This window comes from Arthrobacter sp. UYCu712, assembly GCF_040547005.1.
Taxonomy (GTDB): domain Bacteria; phylum Actinomycetota; class Actinomycetes; order Actinomycetales; family Micrococcaceae; genus Arthrobacter.
Map to the genome: position 1 here is coordinate 96,426 of NZ_JBEPOZ010000012.1, position 14,447 is coordinate 110,872.

Below are 14,447 nucleotides of genomic sequence, written 5' to 3' on the forward strand. Positions count from 1 at the left end.
GAGGTTCACGATGACAGCGACAGGCTATAGGGAATTCACCGCAGCACGATTCCTCCTTTGGGCCGCCGTCGCCCTGAGCAGCAAGTTGCCCGTCGCCATGGCCCCCCTTGCTTTGGTTTTTCTCGTCAGGGATACCGGCGGTGGCTACGCCTTCGGAGCGATACTCGCAGGGGTATACGTCGCGGGGGAAGTGGTCGGGGCGCCCGTCCTTGGTCGTCGTTACAGCCAAAATAATTCAAAGCGTGAAATTAGCGCAGGCCTGGCCATTGGGGCCCTGGCATTTGCTGCAATTACGTGGACGGCAACTGCAGCGGCGTGGCTGCCTATTCTTCTAGCATTCCTGGCTGGAGCAGCCCCTGCTGCTAGCACCGGCGCCGTCCGGATGATGCTGACAACCCAGACGACTGAAGCCAACGTCCCCAGGGCTCTAAGCCTGGAAACGACGCTAACCCAGATCACCTGGGCTGCATCTCCTGCCGCCGTCGTGACGCTGGCCTCGCATGCCAGTTCTGTAATACCCCTCTGGGTGGGTGCAGCATTTGCGTTGGCTTCCGCGGTCCTAGTTATGATTGTTCCCTTAAAAAATACCGTGCCTGAACCGTACCCGGAAGCTCAGCCCACGCATGCCGAAGGAACGACTCTGAGTGCCGGATGGCCAATATATCTTGCAAGTGCAGCCGCCATGGTGATGCTTTCCAGCGCTGAACTGGTGCTTCCGGCCCTGCTTGAGTTCCGCGGTATCGACGTCGGCTGGGCTGGCCCTCTCCTGACCGGCTTCGCTGTCTTCAGCGCCATCGGAGCGGTAATCTACGGTTTGAGGAAGTGGCCCGGTAAGCCGGAAACGCAGAGCCACGTATTCCTGCTAATCACGGCAGCGTCCTTCGGCACGGGATTGATCTGGCATGAAGTAGCACCAATTGCAGTCGCCTTGGCGATCGGGGGCCTTTTCCAATCGGGTGTGCTGGTAACCCGCAATCTGTCCCTCCGAAAATTGCTGCCTCCGCAGTTGCATGCAGCGGGGTACTCCGTTATGTACGCCGTTCAGGGCGTCGGATATGGATTAGCTGCGTCGATGTCGTCAGTGCTCATGATCGCAACCAATCCCGTGGTCGCGTTTGCTGTCGCTATTGGCCTAGCGGTCGTGCTGACTGCCCTGAGCGTCTATGGCGAGAAGCGGACAAAAAAGATGTGGCGGATGCTTCCAATTCCCGGCGCTGAGTTCTCATCCCAAGTCAGGTAATATGTCACTAGCGGGAGAGAAGCGGGATCTTGCAGGTATTGGCTGGCGCGTTCAACCAAGCCCTTCGATTCCGGGCCGTTGCCGGCTTCGTTGTCCCAGAGGAGTTTTCTTGGAACCGCCATAAGGCTTTCCAACAGCAATGACATGCCCGCCACCAGGTCTCCGTGGTGCGGGAAGTCAGCACATGGGCCGTGAGCCAGCGCGGATAGCCGGAGGCCATGGTGAGCGCAGGTGGCGAAGGCATGGCACCGTGCCCCCGTGGGAATGATTCGCTCGGTGGGAGACCATAGGTCCCATTGGATCATTTCCCTGGGATCGAAGCTGCGGTCACTTGAGAGATCCGGGATGGTCAGGGTGGCCCTAATTTCGGCGGTCGTGGCGTGAAAGACCGAATGTCCGCCCGTGTAGCCAACCGGCTGGCGATTTCGCACACACACATACAATCGCCGGATCCCAGCCCGTTCACCGACGTCAATCATCGTCCGAATCCTCTCAGTCGCTCACTGCTCGGCTCCGGCTGGATCATCACGCTTCACCTGTCGAAGTTTCGCGGTTAGCTGGCGGATGCTTTATGTTCCCGGGGTGCACCGCTTCGGGCCTTGCGCGACCTCGATCCGTGGGGTGGCTCTCGCCTGGCGAATCGACGAGGACAGCCAGCTGCTGGAAGAAAATGTCGCATCCCTAGCGGAGACTGCCCGGGCCGTTCGATTCGCGACACCCGTGACTTTTCGCCAGCGATTCCGGGCGGTAATAAGGTGTGGCGCCGCTTGAATATCGCAGAGCGTTTCAATTGCGAAACTAGGCTCCCGCCCGCTTACCCCCAGTGGTGATGCGGGCGTTGGCCGTTCAGGCCGTGTTCGTAGGCGAAGATGACGGCGTGCACGCGGTCGCGCAGCCCGAGTTTCATCAGGATACGGCCCACATGGGTCTTCACCGTTGACTCGGCCACGAACATGCGTTCCCCGATCTCCGTGTTAGAAAGTCCTCCGGCGATGGCGGAGAGGATTTCGCGTTCCCTCGGGGTCAGGGACGCGACGGCTTCATCGCCTCCGGCGGGTGGACCGGCGGGAAGCCGTAGGCTGAAGAGGTCCAGCATCCGGCGGCTGACCCTGGAGGAAATGGCGGCGTCTCCTCCGGCGACAGCCCTGATGGACGCAAGCAACTCAGCTGGTCCCACATCCTTGAGCAGAAAGCCGCTGGCACCGGCCCGGAGCGCCGCGAAGGCATACTCGTCGAGATCGAACGTCGTGAAGACAATAACCCGGGACTGCGGACACTCCTCAACAATCGTGCTGGTGGCCCCGATGCCATCCATGCCAGGCATCCGCACATCCATCAGCACCACATCCGGCGCAAAGGTGCGACACATTTCGATTCCCATCCTGCCGTCGGCGGCTTCACCAACGACCTCGATTCCGTCCTGGGCGTCGAGGACCATTCGGAATCCCATGCGGACGAGAATCTGGTCATCGACAAGCAGCACGCGGATCGGTCGCCGGGGTGAGGCAGTTACCGGTTCCATGAGGCTCCCTCCTGCGGGACGAACCGTGCGGTCACGGACCATCCATGGCCTGCCATTGGGCCTGCCTGCATCGTGCCGCCATACAGCGCGACGCGCTCACGCATTCCCACGAGGCCACGTCCGGGATGGTCTGCAGGAATGACCTCGTGTTCGCCGTCGTCGGTCACCGAGACCGTAAGCTCGTCGGCGCTGAACTGCAGGCCGACAACCACCGCCGATGCTTCCCTCGCGTACTTAAGAGCATTGGTGAGCCCCTCCTGGACGACGCGGTAGATTGCCAGCTGGATCCCGGGGTCGGTCGGAGGAACACCGGCTGATCGCAGGGCCACCGGAAGGCCCGTGGAACGGAAAAGCTCCACCAGGACCGGGACGTCCCCGACGCCGGGCGCCGGCACTACCGTGCCGGGTGGTTTCCCGGTGGTGCCTACGTTCAGCACTCCGAGCATCCGGCGCATGTCCGCCACCGCGGTGCGGCCCGTCTCGGCCACCTGGCGCATGGCCGCGGCGGCGCGGGCAGGATCAGAGGGGGCAATCTCTGCAGAACCATGGGCGAGGGAAATCATCACCGCCAACCCGTGCGAGACGATATCGTGCATCTCCCGGGCGATCGCGTTCCGCTCAGCGGCTGCGGCGAGGCTGGCCAGGTGCTGCCGTTCCCGCACCAGCCGGTCGGCGCGGTCCACGAGGGCGGCCACGTAGCTGCGGCGCGAGCGGACGTTGAAGCCGATCAATGCCGCGATCACGAGCACTGCGATTGCCTGGCCGGCCTGGCCCGGGTCAACTATTGACCCGGGCAGGAGGACCGCGGCCAGAAGGAGGACGCCGCTGGTTCCCAGCAGAGCAAAGGCTGCGTGCCGGGTCGACCTGTAAACGGCGACGGCGTACAGTGCCATGGCTGTCGCCACCGCTGCGAAGCTTGTCGGCGCCGGGAACGTAATGAGCATGATGCCCGCGGTGGCGGCCAACGAAGATACCGGAGCCCGCCGACGGAAAAGCAGGGCAGTTCCGGAAATCACCACAGCGAGCAACTGGAGAACGAACCCTAGGCCATTGGTCTCGTGCACTATCGCGGTCGCCGCCAGGGCCGGCCCTGCGTACAAGGCAGCGATCAGAAGGTCTGCCATTCGGGGGCGGGAGCGCCATGGGCGTTGCCTGATCGCGCCAAGGGGGCCCGGCAGAGGCAAAGCCGGTTCCGCCGACGCCACCTTGCCCTTCCCGTCTCCTGCCCCGGTCATGCCTCGGACTCTACCGGTCGTGACGTGCATAAAGGTCCTCCGGTCTTCAGTTGGCGGGTCACGGGTAGTGCCGGCGTCGAAGTTCATTGGAGTGCAAGGACCAGGTAGAGGGCTGCAAGGGAAGCTGCAATGGGGGTCATCACGAAGCGTTCAGGTTTGCTGCGGGAGATGCCGTTCATCAGGACGCCTAGCGCGAAGTAAGCCGTCATCACCCACATGGTGACCGACGTAAAGGATTCGCCTATCAACGGCGGTGCCACGCCAGCCTTGGCCAGCGCGGCATAGGCGAAGAGTGCGTACAGGCCTATGGAGACCGCACTCCCGATTCTGAGGTTGGCCGGGAGGATACGGTGTTGTCCGCCCCACGCCATCTTCCCGAGCGGAGCCCCGGCAATTAGAGCGCCCTGGAAGACGGCCAGGCCTGCCAGAAGCGCGCAGGCGAGTATTGCGGAAAGCTGATCCAACGGCATTACAAACCACTCTCCTGTGCGCTGGAGGGCAATCCATGCCCCTGCTTGTGTTCGGCATATTCGCGAAAGCGGAGCATCATGGCGATCGCCATCAGCGGGATCATTGTTGCATGGCTGAGAGACATCAGTGCCCCGGCTGTCATAACCCCCAGAAGGTAGGGGATCGTTGTCAGGGCTGCTGGAAGAAGCATCGCTGCCGACATTTCTACGATGGCCCGCCGCTGGTGGCGCCGATGGCGCATGTACAGGACCATCGGCACAATCATGTTGAACGCCATGATGATGTTCGAGAGGACAGGCAGCCGGCCCCACGGGTCGTCGACTCCAGCAAGGGCGACCGCCATCTCGTAGACGGGGTCCAGCACGAACATTCCCCCGTACATCAACGCAACCATCACACCGAAGTGCCTGGCGAAGTAGACGTATCCCGTCCGGACCTTCGGGGCGGCCTGCGCGGCCCCACCCAGGGAGGCGGCCGGGCGCTTACGGAAATCGGGGATGTACCGGCTCATTTCATCTGCCCCTCTGCCCGCCGCCGGACGGCGGAGCGAGCGACCGCCGGCAGGGCACCGATGAGGATGGCGAGCAGCAGGCCGAGCACGATCAGGACCGGAACCCGGACAGAGGTGCCACCAGCCGGAAGGTTCAGATGCGTAGTGGGATAGTCGATCATCTTGGCTGCCGACAGGGCCGTGGCACGGTCGGTATGCTGCGCCAGATACTCCAAGGCACCATCGAAGCCGAGCACACCATCAGCGCCAGCAAAGGCATCGGCGGGAACGTTGCGGGACGCAGCCCAGTCCCTCAGCTGGCGGTTGATGTCCTCGCCCCGGGCCGCGCCCGGGGCGATGACCCTGTCCACTTGGGGTGCCCGGGTTTCCGGGATTGTGAGGAGAACCATACCGTGCTTGGTGGTGACCGTCTCCGTCGCGGCGATCGGCACGGCGCGGGCTGCAAAAGACATATTATAGACCTCGAACGCGCTGGCGACGTCGGCTTCTCCTACTCCGTTGAAGAGGCCGACGGCGATCGTCGGCCGGAACCACGGGACGAGGGCGTTGAGTCCGACGGGGATGTCCGAGAGTGCGAAGGACTGAACGGGTATAGATTCTGACGCCGTGAGCGACCAGCCCGGATAGTTCATCAGGCGGCCGACCCGTTCCGCTTCGTCAGCGCCGGCCAGGTCCTCCATGACTTTCAGCGCGCCCGGAATGCCGGACGTGACACCGGCTGTGGTGGTGATCATGCCGTCCTGAACGTATCGCAGGCCTTCCGACCAATGAACCTGGGGATGGCTCTTCTTCAGATAACCCAGACGTGACCAGTGGCCTGTCGCCTTATGTCCGTCGAGGATACCGGTCCCTGCAAGGACGTTTGATCCGTTGCAGACGCCAAGGATGCGCGCTCCGCTGCCTGATTGCTCCACGATCCACTCCCGCATCGCGGTTTCTTCCGGCCCCTCCGGAGCACCGACGGCCGGGACAACGACGACATCCGGCTTCCGGGCCCTGCCCGATCGAACGTCCTCAAACGTGTACGTCGGCACAATCGCAGGACCTCCGTCAACTGGCGCAGGATCTGCCTGCGCTGCAATCGTGTAGACGGAGAATTCCGGGGAGCTGGCAAACACCTCGTAGGGAGCCAGAACGTCGCTCCCCACGGTGCCAGACGAGCCCAGGACAACGGCGACAACGATCTCGCCCGAGGAGGATGGCCGGTTCGCCGGGAATCCTTGCTGGCCCCGCTGTGGCGGCGTGACATGGCTTTGCGCATCAGCCACTGCTGCGCCGGCGAAGGCCAGCGCAGCCACAGCGGTCAGGGATAATGCCACCGAGAGAGCGGAGTAGAAAAGGCGTCGTGAGCGGGAGGCCATGAGCGGGGTCTCGATTCTGTGGACGTGCGGGCTGCCACCGTGCGTGCGCCCTGCGTTGCTCTTCACGCTACGGATTGCCCGTTTCCCAAACATCGGTCCAGCGGATACTTCCCAGCAAGTGCATGTGGTACCGCGGTACTACGCGTGTGCCATTTCGGCTCCGCCGGCTTACGGATGCCCGTGCCCGCCGGGTTGTTGCACGGCGTGGACGCGATGTCACCCACCGGCATTTCGTTAGGAGAGGCAACCAAAATCGACGTTTGCCAACGTTGCACCAGCAACGAAATCGACAGTGGCGGTGCTCAAAGACATCGGCTTGGGCAATCGGGCCGGACTCACCCGGGCGGTCCTTCCGGCGATCAGGGCCGAGGACAGTCGAAGCTTTCTCGCGGCCGAGGAAGGCGGTAATGGCCATGAACGACTACGGCAACATTGTTAGTACAGCACCGGCAGGACTAAGTACGGCCAGGGGCCAGATCCGCACGGTACAGTCGCCGGTAACTGGTGGGCGTCATTGAAAGCTCGCGCATGAAATGCAGCCGCATGTTCGTCGAAGTGCCGAGGCCACAACGGCGGGCAATGGCTTCCACGGTCAGATCACTGACTTCAAGGAGCCTTCGGGCCTCCGCCATCCGTTGCCCCGTTAGCCACCTCAGCGGTGTCACGCCCGCTTCCGCCAGAAACCGCCGGGCAAACGTGCTCGGTGCCCATCCGGCATGGCCAGCCAAGTCTCCGACCGATATAGGGCTGGAGAGGTTCCTCCGAGCCCACAAACAAGTCGCTCCGAAGAGTCCAATCGGGACAGCGACAGGATTCTCGATGAACTGAGCCTGTCCGCCTTCCCTGTGTGGCGCGACGACCATTCGGCGGGCAATTCTGTTGGCAGCCTCGGTTCCAAAATCGTTCCTGACCAGATGGAGGCAAAGATCTATCCCGGCGGCAACACCAGCGCTGGTACAAACCCCGCCCTCATCTACGTAGAGCACGTCAGCATCGACCGTCGTCAACGGATACAGTGCGGCCAGCCGTCCGGCATCCAGCCAGTGAGTTGTGGCGCGCTTCCCATCCAGGAGCCCTGCGGCTGCCAGAGCGAACGCGCCCCGTGCAAACGGAGACGATTCGCACTCCACGACGACGGGCTTGGCGGAGCGCAATACTCACTTTTTCCGGAGGGTCGTCCAACGGACTGAAACCCGGAACGACCACAGTGCCAGCAGTGTGAAGTACGTCAAGACCATGGGTTACTTGGATGGCGTAGCCCGTCGTTGTGGGAACCAGACCAGGCTCTGCGGCGCACACCTTGAACGAATACCGCTCTCGCTCGTCTACGTGGCCGAAAACTTGGGCCGGTATTGCGAGATCGAATGCCACTACTTCCGGCAATGCCAGAGCCACCACGTTGTGCATGGCCATCGCTGTACAGGTGAAAGAGGCCGTCGGCAGAATCGTTTTGATACGCGGCAATTCTGCCCATACTTTTTCCAGAACCCGGCTGACAGGGTCGTACGTATGGAAATTTTCCCTCTTACAGCTCCAAGTAACACCCGACGCGTCGTGGACCTGAGCCACACCATTGCAGAAGGCGTTAAAACGGCAAGATCTATTACTAAGGAAAAGAATCAAATGCGTGATACATGGTTCACCGTCGAGGACAACAACCGAAAGATATTCTCGACGGACCAGGTACAGGTCACGTTTAGGAAGGATCCAGAAGTCGGAAGACTGTGGACTATGTCGCATGCCCAGCTGGCCGGTCTTCAGAGCGCCATCGTTGCCTACTTTGGGATGGCTGAGTAGCTTACGGTCCACTCCCAGTTCTGTGGGTCACCACAACAGCATCTTTTCCTAACGCTGGCACGGTAGCTCACGGGGTGGTGCGGGAGCTTACAGATCAGTTCTGAGGCCCAGAGGTCTTGCGGAGCATGACTGGAGCAAAACGCCAGGACAGTCTCTTCGCGGTTACTCCCCCAACCAATCTTTAGTCGCCGATAATGGACCTTCTGTAAAGCTGACGAAGCGCGCTTCAGGTACCGCTGGGCAGCCCGGGACGAGTTTTTCAGTGCAGTTTGGCGTGACGCTGCGATACGGATGTAGGGATTCTGGAACGCTGGGAGAGGGCTACACGCGATCGAGAGAGCCGCTCACCCCAGCGGAATCCCCACGAGCCCTCTGGCTGACCGAACTGAAGGCCTTGGCCATGCACGCCTTTCGCGCAACGGACACAACGCAAATCCTGCACATCACTCACTTGTCGGCTCGCGCCCGCGAGCCGGTCGCCTGGTGAAGGTCGCATGCCAGTCCGCAGCGTTGACTGAATCTGACAAGCTACCGGTATTCAGATACCGGTGTTCAACAGATCAACACGCCACTCGTGCTCCATGAGGGGCAGTCCCTGCGGTTCTCACGTCAGGCTTGTGGGACGGCTGTAGTGGCGGAAGTCCGTCTCGGCGACAAATCCTTCCGACTCATAGAGCCCTTGAGCGCGGGAGTTGTCCCCAGCAGTTTCCAGGGCAACGTTTACGGCACCGGCGGCGGCTGCTTCGGCAGTGATGGTGCGTAGAAGCGCGCGGCCCACGCCGGAACCTCTCGCAGCGGAGTCCACAAACAAATCATTCAAGACCCATGATCGTGCCAGCGAAAGAGACGAGAATGTCGGGTATACCTGCGCTACCCCGACGGGGTATTCATCGGCAAAGGCAAGGTAGATCAAGCTGTCACCTGCTGTGAGTCGATCTTGGACGAATTGTCGGCCGGCTTCGCTTGAGTGGTCTTGGGAGTAGAAGCTCAGATACCCCTGAAATAACTTGAGCGCGGCGCACTTCACGCGGAAAACGCTCCGGGTGCGCAGGACTGCTGACATCGGATTGTTTTGGACGGCTCATTCCCGGAGGCCGCGCACTCCACATCGGCGTGACGGGTTGTAACCTCCCTCTGTTCGGAGGTACAACCCGGCCCCTTCCTCTGGAACCCTCCGAAGAAGTTTTGGCGCAGCCGACCACCGCAAAAGGCTTTACTTTGGTGATGAAGCGCCAGTCACTCCAGCAGCATTCAAGAGCTTGACGCATATACCCCCTATGGGTATACCATGAGCTGCACCCATACCCCGTATGGGTAATGTAGGGCGTCTACCGTCCGTAGTTTTCAGGAGGAAGTCAAAATGTCTACCCAACCACCCCTACCGCCAGCTAAGCGGTGGCTCGGCCTGTTGCTGATCGCTACAGCGCAGTTCGTCGTCATCATGGACACCTCGATCATCGGTGTCGCTCTGCCCGATATTCAAAAAGACCTCGGGTTCACACCTGAGTCACTCTCGTGGGTGTTCAACGCCTACGTGGTCGCCTTCGGCGGCCTACTCCTGCTGGGAGGTCGTCTTGCGGACGCCTTCGGCGCGCGGAAGATCTTTGTGTTGGGCTGGCTCGTCCTGATCGCGGGATCGCTGCTTGCCGGAGCAGCCAACACTGTCGGACTCGAGATCGCAGGCCGCGCTATCCAAGGCGCCGGTTCCGCACTGATCGCACCAGCGGCACTTACTCTGCTGATGATGCTTTTTGGCGGCACGTCCGACCTTCCCAAAGCATTCGCAGTCTACGGTGCCGCGGCGCCAATCGGAGGCACTGCAGGCGTCTTCCTGGGAGGAGTGCTGACCGAATATGCGAGCTGGCCGTGGGTGTTCTACGTCATGATACCGATCGCGGTCTTCGTACTCGCATTTACAGCAACGACACTGCCCCGAACCGCCGGAAAGGCGTCGGGGTCAATTGACATAGCCGGGGCCGTCACAGTGACAGCCGGGCTCGCCGCGACCGTCTACGCCGTTATTAACGCCCCGGAGATCGGGTGGCTCACGTTCCCCACCCTCAGCGTGCTGGCCGGAGGCCTCGTCCTGCTCGCGATCTTCTTCATCATCCAGGCACGAAGCGGCAACCCTTTGCTGCGCCTCGGACTGCTTCGCGCACCCCAGCTCGGGGCCGCCAACACCGCCCAGCTACTGCTGGGCGCGGCATGGGTATCCATGTGGTTCTTCCTGAACCTGTACCTACAGCAGGTTCTCGGCGCAACTGCCTTCGCAGCCGGCGCCGCGCTTCTCCCGATGACCGGCCTCGTAGTTCTCGTCATGATCGCGTGGGCACCCCGGCTTCAGGGAAGGTTCGGCGCGAAACCGCTGATTGTCACCGGCCTCCTCGTACTGGCGGCAGGTCTTGGTTGGCTTTCCTTCGTCCGTCCTGACGGCAATTATGCTGTTGACGTTCTACCCGCATCGCTGCTGGCCGCCCTCGGAATGTCACTGGCGTTCATCCCTTCTCTCGGTACCGCGATCAACGCGGCACCGCCCGCCGAGACAGGCGTTGCCTCGGGGCTCGTGAGCACCAGCTATCAGATCGGCTCCGCACTTGGGCTCGCTGCCCTCACGGCGATCGTTTACGGCATCTCCGGTACTGACCCCTCCCGGGTCGAGCTGACCCAGGGGTACTCCGCAGCCTTCATCGGCGCAGGAATTATTGCACTAGTGGGAGCAGTGATCACAGCCGTTGCGATGACTAAACCACGGGCCTCCACCCCTGCCTCCGACGAGTCAATCTCGGTGTAGCGGCCCGAGACGGGCCGTGAATCGGCGCGCCCTCGCCGAGTCATCCCCATAGGCAGACCACCCGCAACCAGTCCGACCACTAATGATGAGAAGGGAAGCACAAATGTCCACCCCTAAACTGCTAATCGCCTACGACGGGTCACCCAACGCACAGAGTGCAATCCAAACCGTCGCCAGCCTCTTTCCCGGCGCTACAGCAGTACTGCTCTACGCCCGCCAACCGCTGGAGGGCTTCGCCTCGCATCTGGAAGGTCATCCGGCGCTGGAGGAATTAAAGGAACTCGACGCTGCAGCGCTTGACGTTTCAGAACAGATTGCCGCCGATGGCGCTCAACTGGCCCGCAGGCTCGGTCTGATCGTTGAACCGCTAGTCTCTTCCACGATGGCCACAGCATCCGAAGTCATAGTGGACACGGCCGAAGAAAAGAACGTCGATTTGATCGTTCTTGGCTCCCGCGGGTTGCGTGGTTTCAAGGCAACCCTGTTAGGAAGCACATCGGCAAACGTCCTTCACCATGCCACCCGACCAACCCTCGTGATTCCCTCGGAAGCCGTGGCTTCGTCTCGCCGCAACAGCCGGGTGTTGACTGACACGAAATAGGCAATCGCCACGGCAGGTTGCCGGATCCTCGAGCAGAAATGCATGTAGGACCCGGCAACCTGAAGCGGGTAAACGGACCCTTCGTAGCTGAACGAAGGACTCGGCCACCGGGGGCGTGGAGAAAGTGACGGTGGAAATTGCCGTTTCGTTTCTGACTGCGCTGTTCGGAAGCTATGCCCAAGCTTGCAGAACCGCAGGTTGTCCGCGTCGCGGACCCATTCCGGTGGCGGACCGGTGTGCCAGCGGCGCGGAAGATCTACGGCGAGCCGAACCCACCCGCAACTTCTCTTTTTTGGCGTACCGGGGAGCACTTCCGAAAGTATCAAAACCTTGAACAATCCGAAAGGCAGATTGATGATCGCTAATTCGTGCGGCGGCATTGGAAAAGGAGCCTTCGCGCACCTACCGCGAAACGAATCCCAAGCAATAATTCAACCGTTGATCCTCGAAGTTTCGGTCAAGATCAGCCGCTTGACTGCGCTCTTGGGGGCGTCGTCGAATCACCCTGCCCAAAGCTTCGAGGACTTGGCCGCCCTCGCATGGATCCGGCAGTCCCTGGAAGACATTGAAGCCACCATTACTGGACTGTCGGAGGCAGACCGCTGCCGTTCCGCCGCGTTCCAGAATCCTGTCCCTTCTTCTCCTGGAACCGGATTCCCTAACTTCCGCCGGGCCACCGGGCCGAATGGATTTGGGCCGGTTGACCAGGCCAGCGGGCTACCGCTCTCCCCTCAATTCCAAGGGCATCTGACCACCAAAGCACGCGCGCAGCACCCGAATGTCTCGTCATCACCGTAAACATCAGAGAGAATTTGTCGTCGTTCTGGAGATGCGGTAGATCTCCTGTAGCCGGCAGCGATGACTAAACAAGTCGGCATCTCTGTGACGCGGTTGGCCCGGGCCGCTATGAAGCACTTCTGGACAGCGACGCTCCCGGGCGTGGCAATCGAAATGAGGTCGGGCCTCATGCCCGTCCTACCTGATCCCGCAAGTCGCTCGGCTCAGTTGGACGTTGACCGACGCACCTGACCCCTGGCTGGGGTCGAGAACTCCGGTTTCTACGACGGTGACTATTTTGGAACGCGCCCGCGCGCAGCACTGGGCCGCGGAGAAGCCGAACGCCAGGGTGGAAGTTGTGGTCGAGGCGGACGCGAACTGCGAACCACGGCTTAGGCCAACCATACGGTTCCGGTTCAAGACGAACATCACTGTTCACAGACGACCTCGCGAGCTCAGAAACCTTGAAGAAGCTGCTGGATCCGGGGCCCGTGGATGCATGAACTTCAGATGCGTACTCTCCCAGCCCCTCCGTGGGCTGGTCTGGCATCCATTTTCCTGGATGAAGTGGCGAGCGGTTCAGCCAGCGAATCCTCAGGCAGCCACTAACGCCCAGCACAAGAGCAGACAGCCCTCGAAGTGACCATCCCGTCACACCCGATGGCAGACATAGGACCGTGGCCTTGCGCCTGCGGATAGCGCTTCCTTTCATCTGCGGTCCATCTGGGCTATGGCCGCCACGGCCACCGGGACAATGAGGGCGGTGCTTAGCCCGTTGAATCCAATAAGTGCGAGAATGGGGCCCGCGGCGGCGCCGCCTGCGGCTCCTGCCAGATTCAGGAGTGAATCCGAAATGCCCTGTAGCCGAGGTCGATGAACGGGCTCGACCGCTGCGCTGACCATGGCGGAGCCAGCCATAGTGGAGGCCGACCAGCCCAAGCCCAGCAGGAATAGACTCACCGATACCAAAAGGTGGTTGTCGGATCCCAGCATGGTCAGCAACAAGGCTGCAAGGAGCGTGCACTGCCCCGTCAAGACAACCACGCGTCCGCCAAACCTGTCCGTGAGGTAGCCAAAGGCGGGGGAGAACGCGAACATGCCGATCACATGCAGGCTGATCGTTAGCCCGACCAGGCTCAGGGAGGCGCCATGTCCGGTCAAGTGCACGGGTGTCATGGCCATGAGCGCGACCATGACGGCGTGACTTAGGGCCAGGGCGAGCACCGCGCGTTTCGCGGCCGGTGAAGATCTCAACAGACTGAAACCACCGACTGAAGTTCTTTTAGTCCGGCGCACGGAAGCTCCCCCAGCACTGTGGGCCTTAGCTGCGGTGAGCAGCGGATCCGGCCGCAGGCCAATGAGGTAGACGGCGGCGCCCAGCAGCTGCGCGATGCCGCCAATGATGAACCCGCCGGTGAACGGTGGCATCCCCATGACCTGGCCCAGTCTTTCTCCGGGCTCGAATAGGTTCGGGCCGGCTACTGCCCCAATGGTTGTAGACCAAACAACAAGGGAAAGGTCCCGTCCCCGAGTTGCTTCGGTAGCGAGGTCCGTTGCGGCGAAGCGTGCCTGCAGGTTCAGTGCGGAACCCGAGCCCATCAGTGTCATGCCAACCAGCAGCAGCAGCAGATTTGTCATGGTGGCTGAGACGATCACAGTTACCCCGCCGGCCACAGCGATCCACGCTCCTGTACTAAGCGAAACACGCCTGCCCTTGGCCTGTGCCAGACGGGCAAGGGGTATCGCCAGCAGCGCAGCGCCCAGAGCCCCCATCGTCATAGCCATACCGGACCAGGCTGAAGAGCCTGAGACGTCAGTGATCAGCATCGCCCCGAGGCTCATGGTGGCTCCCGTGCCGATTGCTCCCAGGATCTGGGCCATGGCCAGTACGCGGAGAACTTTCCGTTGCAGAGTGCGGGCGGGGTTGGTATCGGGGAAGGTATCGGCGGACATGTGCTACCGCCGGGTGATGTTTGCGCGAAGGGTGACGTGCAAGCCTTTGGCTTCCAGCGTCGAATCAATGAAAGTTAGGTGGCCAACTTCCACCATTGTCGCGATACGCGCATGCATCATTTTCATGACCTTCCTGATTGATTCCCCGATGGCGCCGGTCATCCCTTGGCCAGTACGGGGAGAGCTGG

13 protein-coding genes are annotated in these 14,447 nt (G+C 61.5%); 5 read left to right on the plus strand and 8 right to left on the minus strand.

The features are described 5' to 3' along the window. Positions 1-10 precede the first annotated feature (10 nt). The gene (locus ABIB51_RS13470; RefSeq protein ID WP_354188781.1) at positions 11-1,240 is read left to right on the plus strand and encodes an MFS transporter; all 1,230 of its coding nucleotides are present in this window, start codon (positions 11-13) and stop codon (positions 1,238-1,240) included. An 814-nt stretch (positions 1,241-2,054) separates the two neighbouring features. Here the strand turns inward: ABIB51_RS13470 and ABIB51_RS13475 are convergent. From ABIB51_RS13475 to ABIB51_RS13500, 6 genes are all read right to left on the minus strand, one after another. Beyond that, on the minus strand, positions 2,055-2,762 hold the full coding sequence (locus tag ABIB51_RS13475) for a response regulator (protein ID WP_354188783.1): 708 nt from the start codon (positions 2,760-2,762) through the stop codon (positions 2,055-2,057). Continuing rightward, positions 2,750-4,084 (minus strand): sensor histidine kinase, encoded by a 1,335-nt coding sequence (locus tag ABIB51_RS13480; protein ID WP_502916132.1) that lies wholly within the window; start codon positions 4,082-4,084, stop codon positions 2,750-2,752. The genes ABIB51_RS13475 and ABIB51_RS13480 overlap by 13 nt, the downstream gene beginning before the upstream one ends. Beyond that, positions 4,081-4,467 (minus strand): hypothetical protein, encoded by a 387-nt coding sequence (locus tag ABIB51_RS13485; protein WP_354188787.1) that lies wholly within the window; start codon positions 4,465-4,467, stop codon positions 4,081-4,083. Before ABIB51_RS13485 ends, ABIB51_RS13480 begins: the two co-directional genes overlap by 4 nt. Then, complete coding sequence (locus tag ABIB51_RS13490) at positions 4,467-4,979, minus strand: hypothetical protein (RefSeq protein ID WP_354188789.1); 513 nt, start codon at positions 4,977-4,979, stop codon at positions 4,467-4,469. Before ABIB51_RS13490 ends, ABIB51_RS13485 begins: the two co-directional genes overlap by 1 nt. Continuing rightward, positions 4,976-6,406 (minus strand): DJ-1/PfpI family protein, encoded by a 1,431-nt coding sequence (locus ABIB51_RS13495; protein WP_354188790.1) that lies wholly within the window; start codon positions 6,404-6,406, stop codon positions 4,976-4,978. The genes ABIB51_RS13490 and ABIB51_RS13495 overlap by 4 nt, the downstream gene beginning before the upstream one ends. A gap of 389 nt (positions 6,407-6,795) precedes the next feature. Beyond that, entirely contained in the window at positions 6,796-7,203 is a 408-nt protein-coding gene (locus tag ABIB51_RS13500) for a helix-turn-helix domain-containing protein (protein ID WP_354188846.1), read from the minus strand. A gap of 646 nt (positions 7,204-7,849) precedes the next feature. Between ABIB51_RS13500 and ABIB51_RS13505 the strand changes: the two genes are divergently transcribed. Then, the gene (locus ABIB51_RS13505; RefSeq protein WP_354188792.1) at positions 7,850-8,137 is read left to right on the plus strand and encodes a hypothetical protein; all 288 of its coding nucleotides are present in this window, start codon (positions 7,850-7,852) and stop codon (positions 8,135-8,137) included. Between the two features lie 604 nt (positions 8,138-8,741). Here ABIB51_RS13505 and ABIB51_RS13510 read toward each other — a convergent pair. Then, entirely contained in the window at positions 8,742-9,200 is a 459-nt protein-coding gene (locus ABIB51_RS13510) for a GNAT family N-acetyltransferase (protein WP_354188794.1), read from the minus strand. Between the two features lie 297 nt (positions 9,201-9,497). On the opposite strand from ABIB51_RS13510, the gene ABIB51_RS13515 reads away from it, so the two are divergent. The 3 genes from ABIB51_RS13515 (at position 9,498) to ABIB51_RS13525 (ending at position 12,327) form a co-directional block, all read left to right on the plus strand. After that, entirely contained in the window at positions 9,498-10,928 is a 1,431-nt protein-coding gene (locus ABIB51_RS13515) for an MFS transporter (protein ID WP_354188796.1), read from the plus strand. A 103-nt stretch (positions 10,929-11,031) separates the two neighbouring features. Then, positions 11,032-11,529 (plus strand): universal stress protein, encoded by a 498-nt coding sequence (locus ABIB51_RS13520; RefSeq protein WP_354188798.1) that lies wholly within the window; start codon positions 11,032-11,034, stop codon positions 11,527-11,529. Positions 11,530-11,859: 330 nt separating this feature from the next. Continuing rightward, complete coding sequence (locus tag ABIB51_RS13525; RefSeq protein ID WP_354188800.1) at positions 11,860-12,327, plus strand: hypothetical protein; 468 nt, start codon at positions 11,860-11,862, stop codon at positions 12,325-12,327. 687 nt (positions 12,328-13,014) lie between these two features. Here the strand turns inward: ABIB51_RS13525 and ABIB51_RS13530 are convergent. After that, positions 13,015-14,259, minus strand: coding sequence for an MFS transporter (locus ABIB51_RS13530; protein WP_354188802.1), 1,245 nt, complete (start codon positions 14,257-14,259; stop codon positions 13,015-13,017). Positions 14,260-14,447: the final 188 nt, after the last annotated feature.

What these genes read in the sequence shown, in the direction of transcription:
- ABIB51_RS13470 (WP_354188781.1), top strand. Translation starts at nt 11, where the DNA reads ATGACAGCGACAGGCTATAGGGAATTCACCGCAGCACGATTCCTCCTT.
- ABIB51_RS13475 (WP_354188783.1), bottom strand. Translation starts at nt 2,762, where the DNA reads ATGGAACCGGTAACTGCCTCACCCCGGCGACCGATCCGCGTGCTGCTT.
- ABIB51_RS13480 (WP_502916132.1), bottom strand. Translation starts at nt 4,084, where the DNA reads ATGAACTTCGACGCCGGCACTACCCGTGACCCGCCAACTGAAGACCGG.
- ABIB51_RS13485 (WP_354188787.1), bottom strand. Translation starts at nt 4,467, where the DNA reads ATGCCGTTGGATCAGCTTTCCGCAATACTCGCCTGCGCGCTTCTGGCA.
- ABIB51_RS13490 (WP_354188789.1), bottom strand. Translation starts at nt 4,979, where the DNA reads ATGAGCCGGTACATCCCCGATTTCCGTAAGCGCCCGGCCGCCTCCCTG.
- ABIB51_RS13500 (WP_354188846.1), bottom strand. Translation starts at nt 7,203, where the DNA reads ATGGTCGTCGCGCCACACAGGGAAGGCGGACAGGCTCAGTTCATCGAG.
- ABIB51_RS13505 (WP_354188792.1), top strand. Translation starts at nt 7,850, where the DNA reads ATGGAAATTTTCCCTCTTACAGCTCCAAGTAACACCCGACGCGTCGTG.
- ABIB51_RS13510 (WP_354188794.1), bottom strand. Translation starts at nt 9,200, where the DNA reads ATGTCAGCAGTCCTGCGCACCCGGAGCGTTTTCCGCGTGAAGTGCGCC.
- ABIB51_RS13515 (WP_354188796.1), top strand. Translation starts at nt 9,498, where the DNA reads ATGTCTACCCAACCACCCCTACCGCCAGCTAAGCGGTGGCTCGGCCTG.
- ABIB51_RS13520 (WP_354188798.1), top strand. Translation starts at nt 11,032, where the DNA reads ATGTCCACCCCTAAACTGCTAATCGCCTACGACGGGTCACCCAACGCA.
- ABIB51_RS13530 (WP_354188802.1), bottom strand. Translation starts at nt 14,259, where the DNA reads ATGTCCGCCGATACCTTCCCCGATACCAACCCCGCCCGCACTCTGCAA.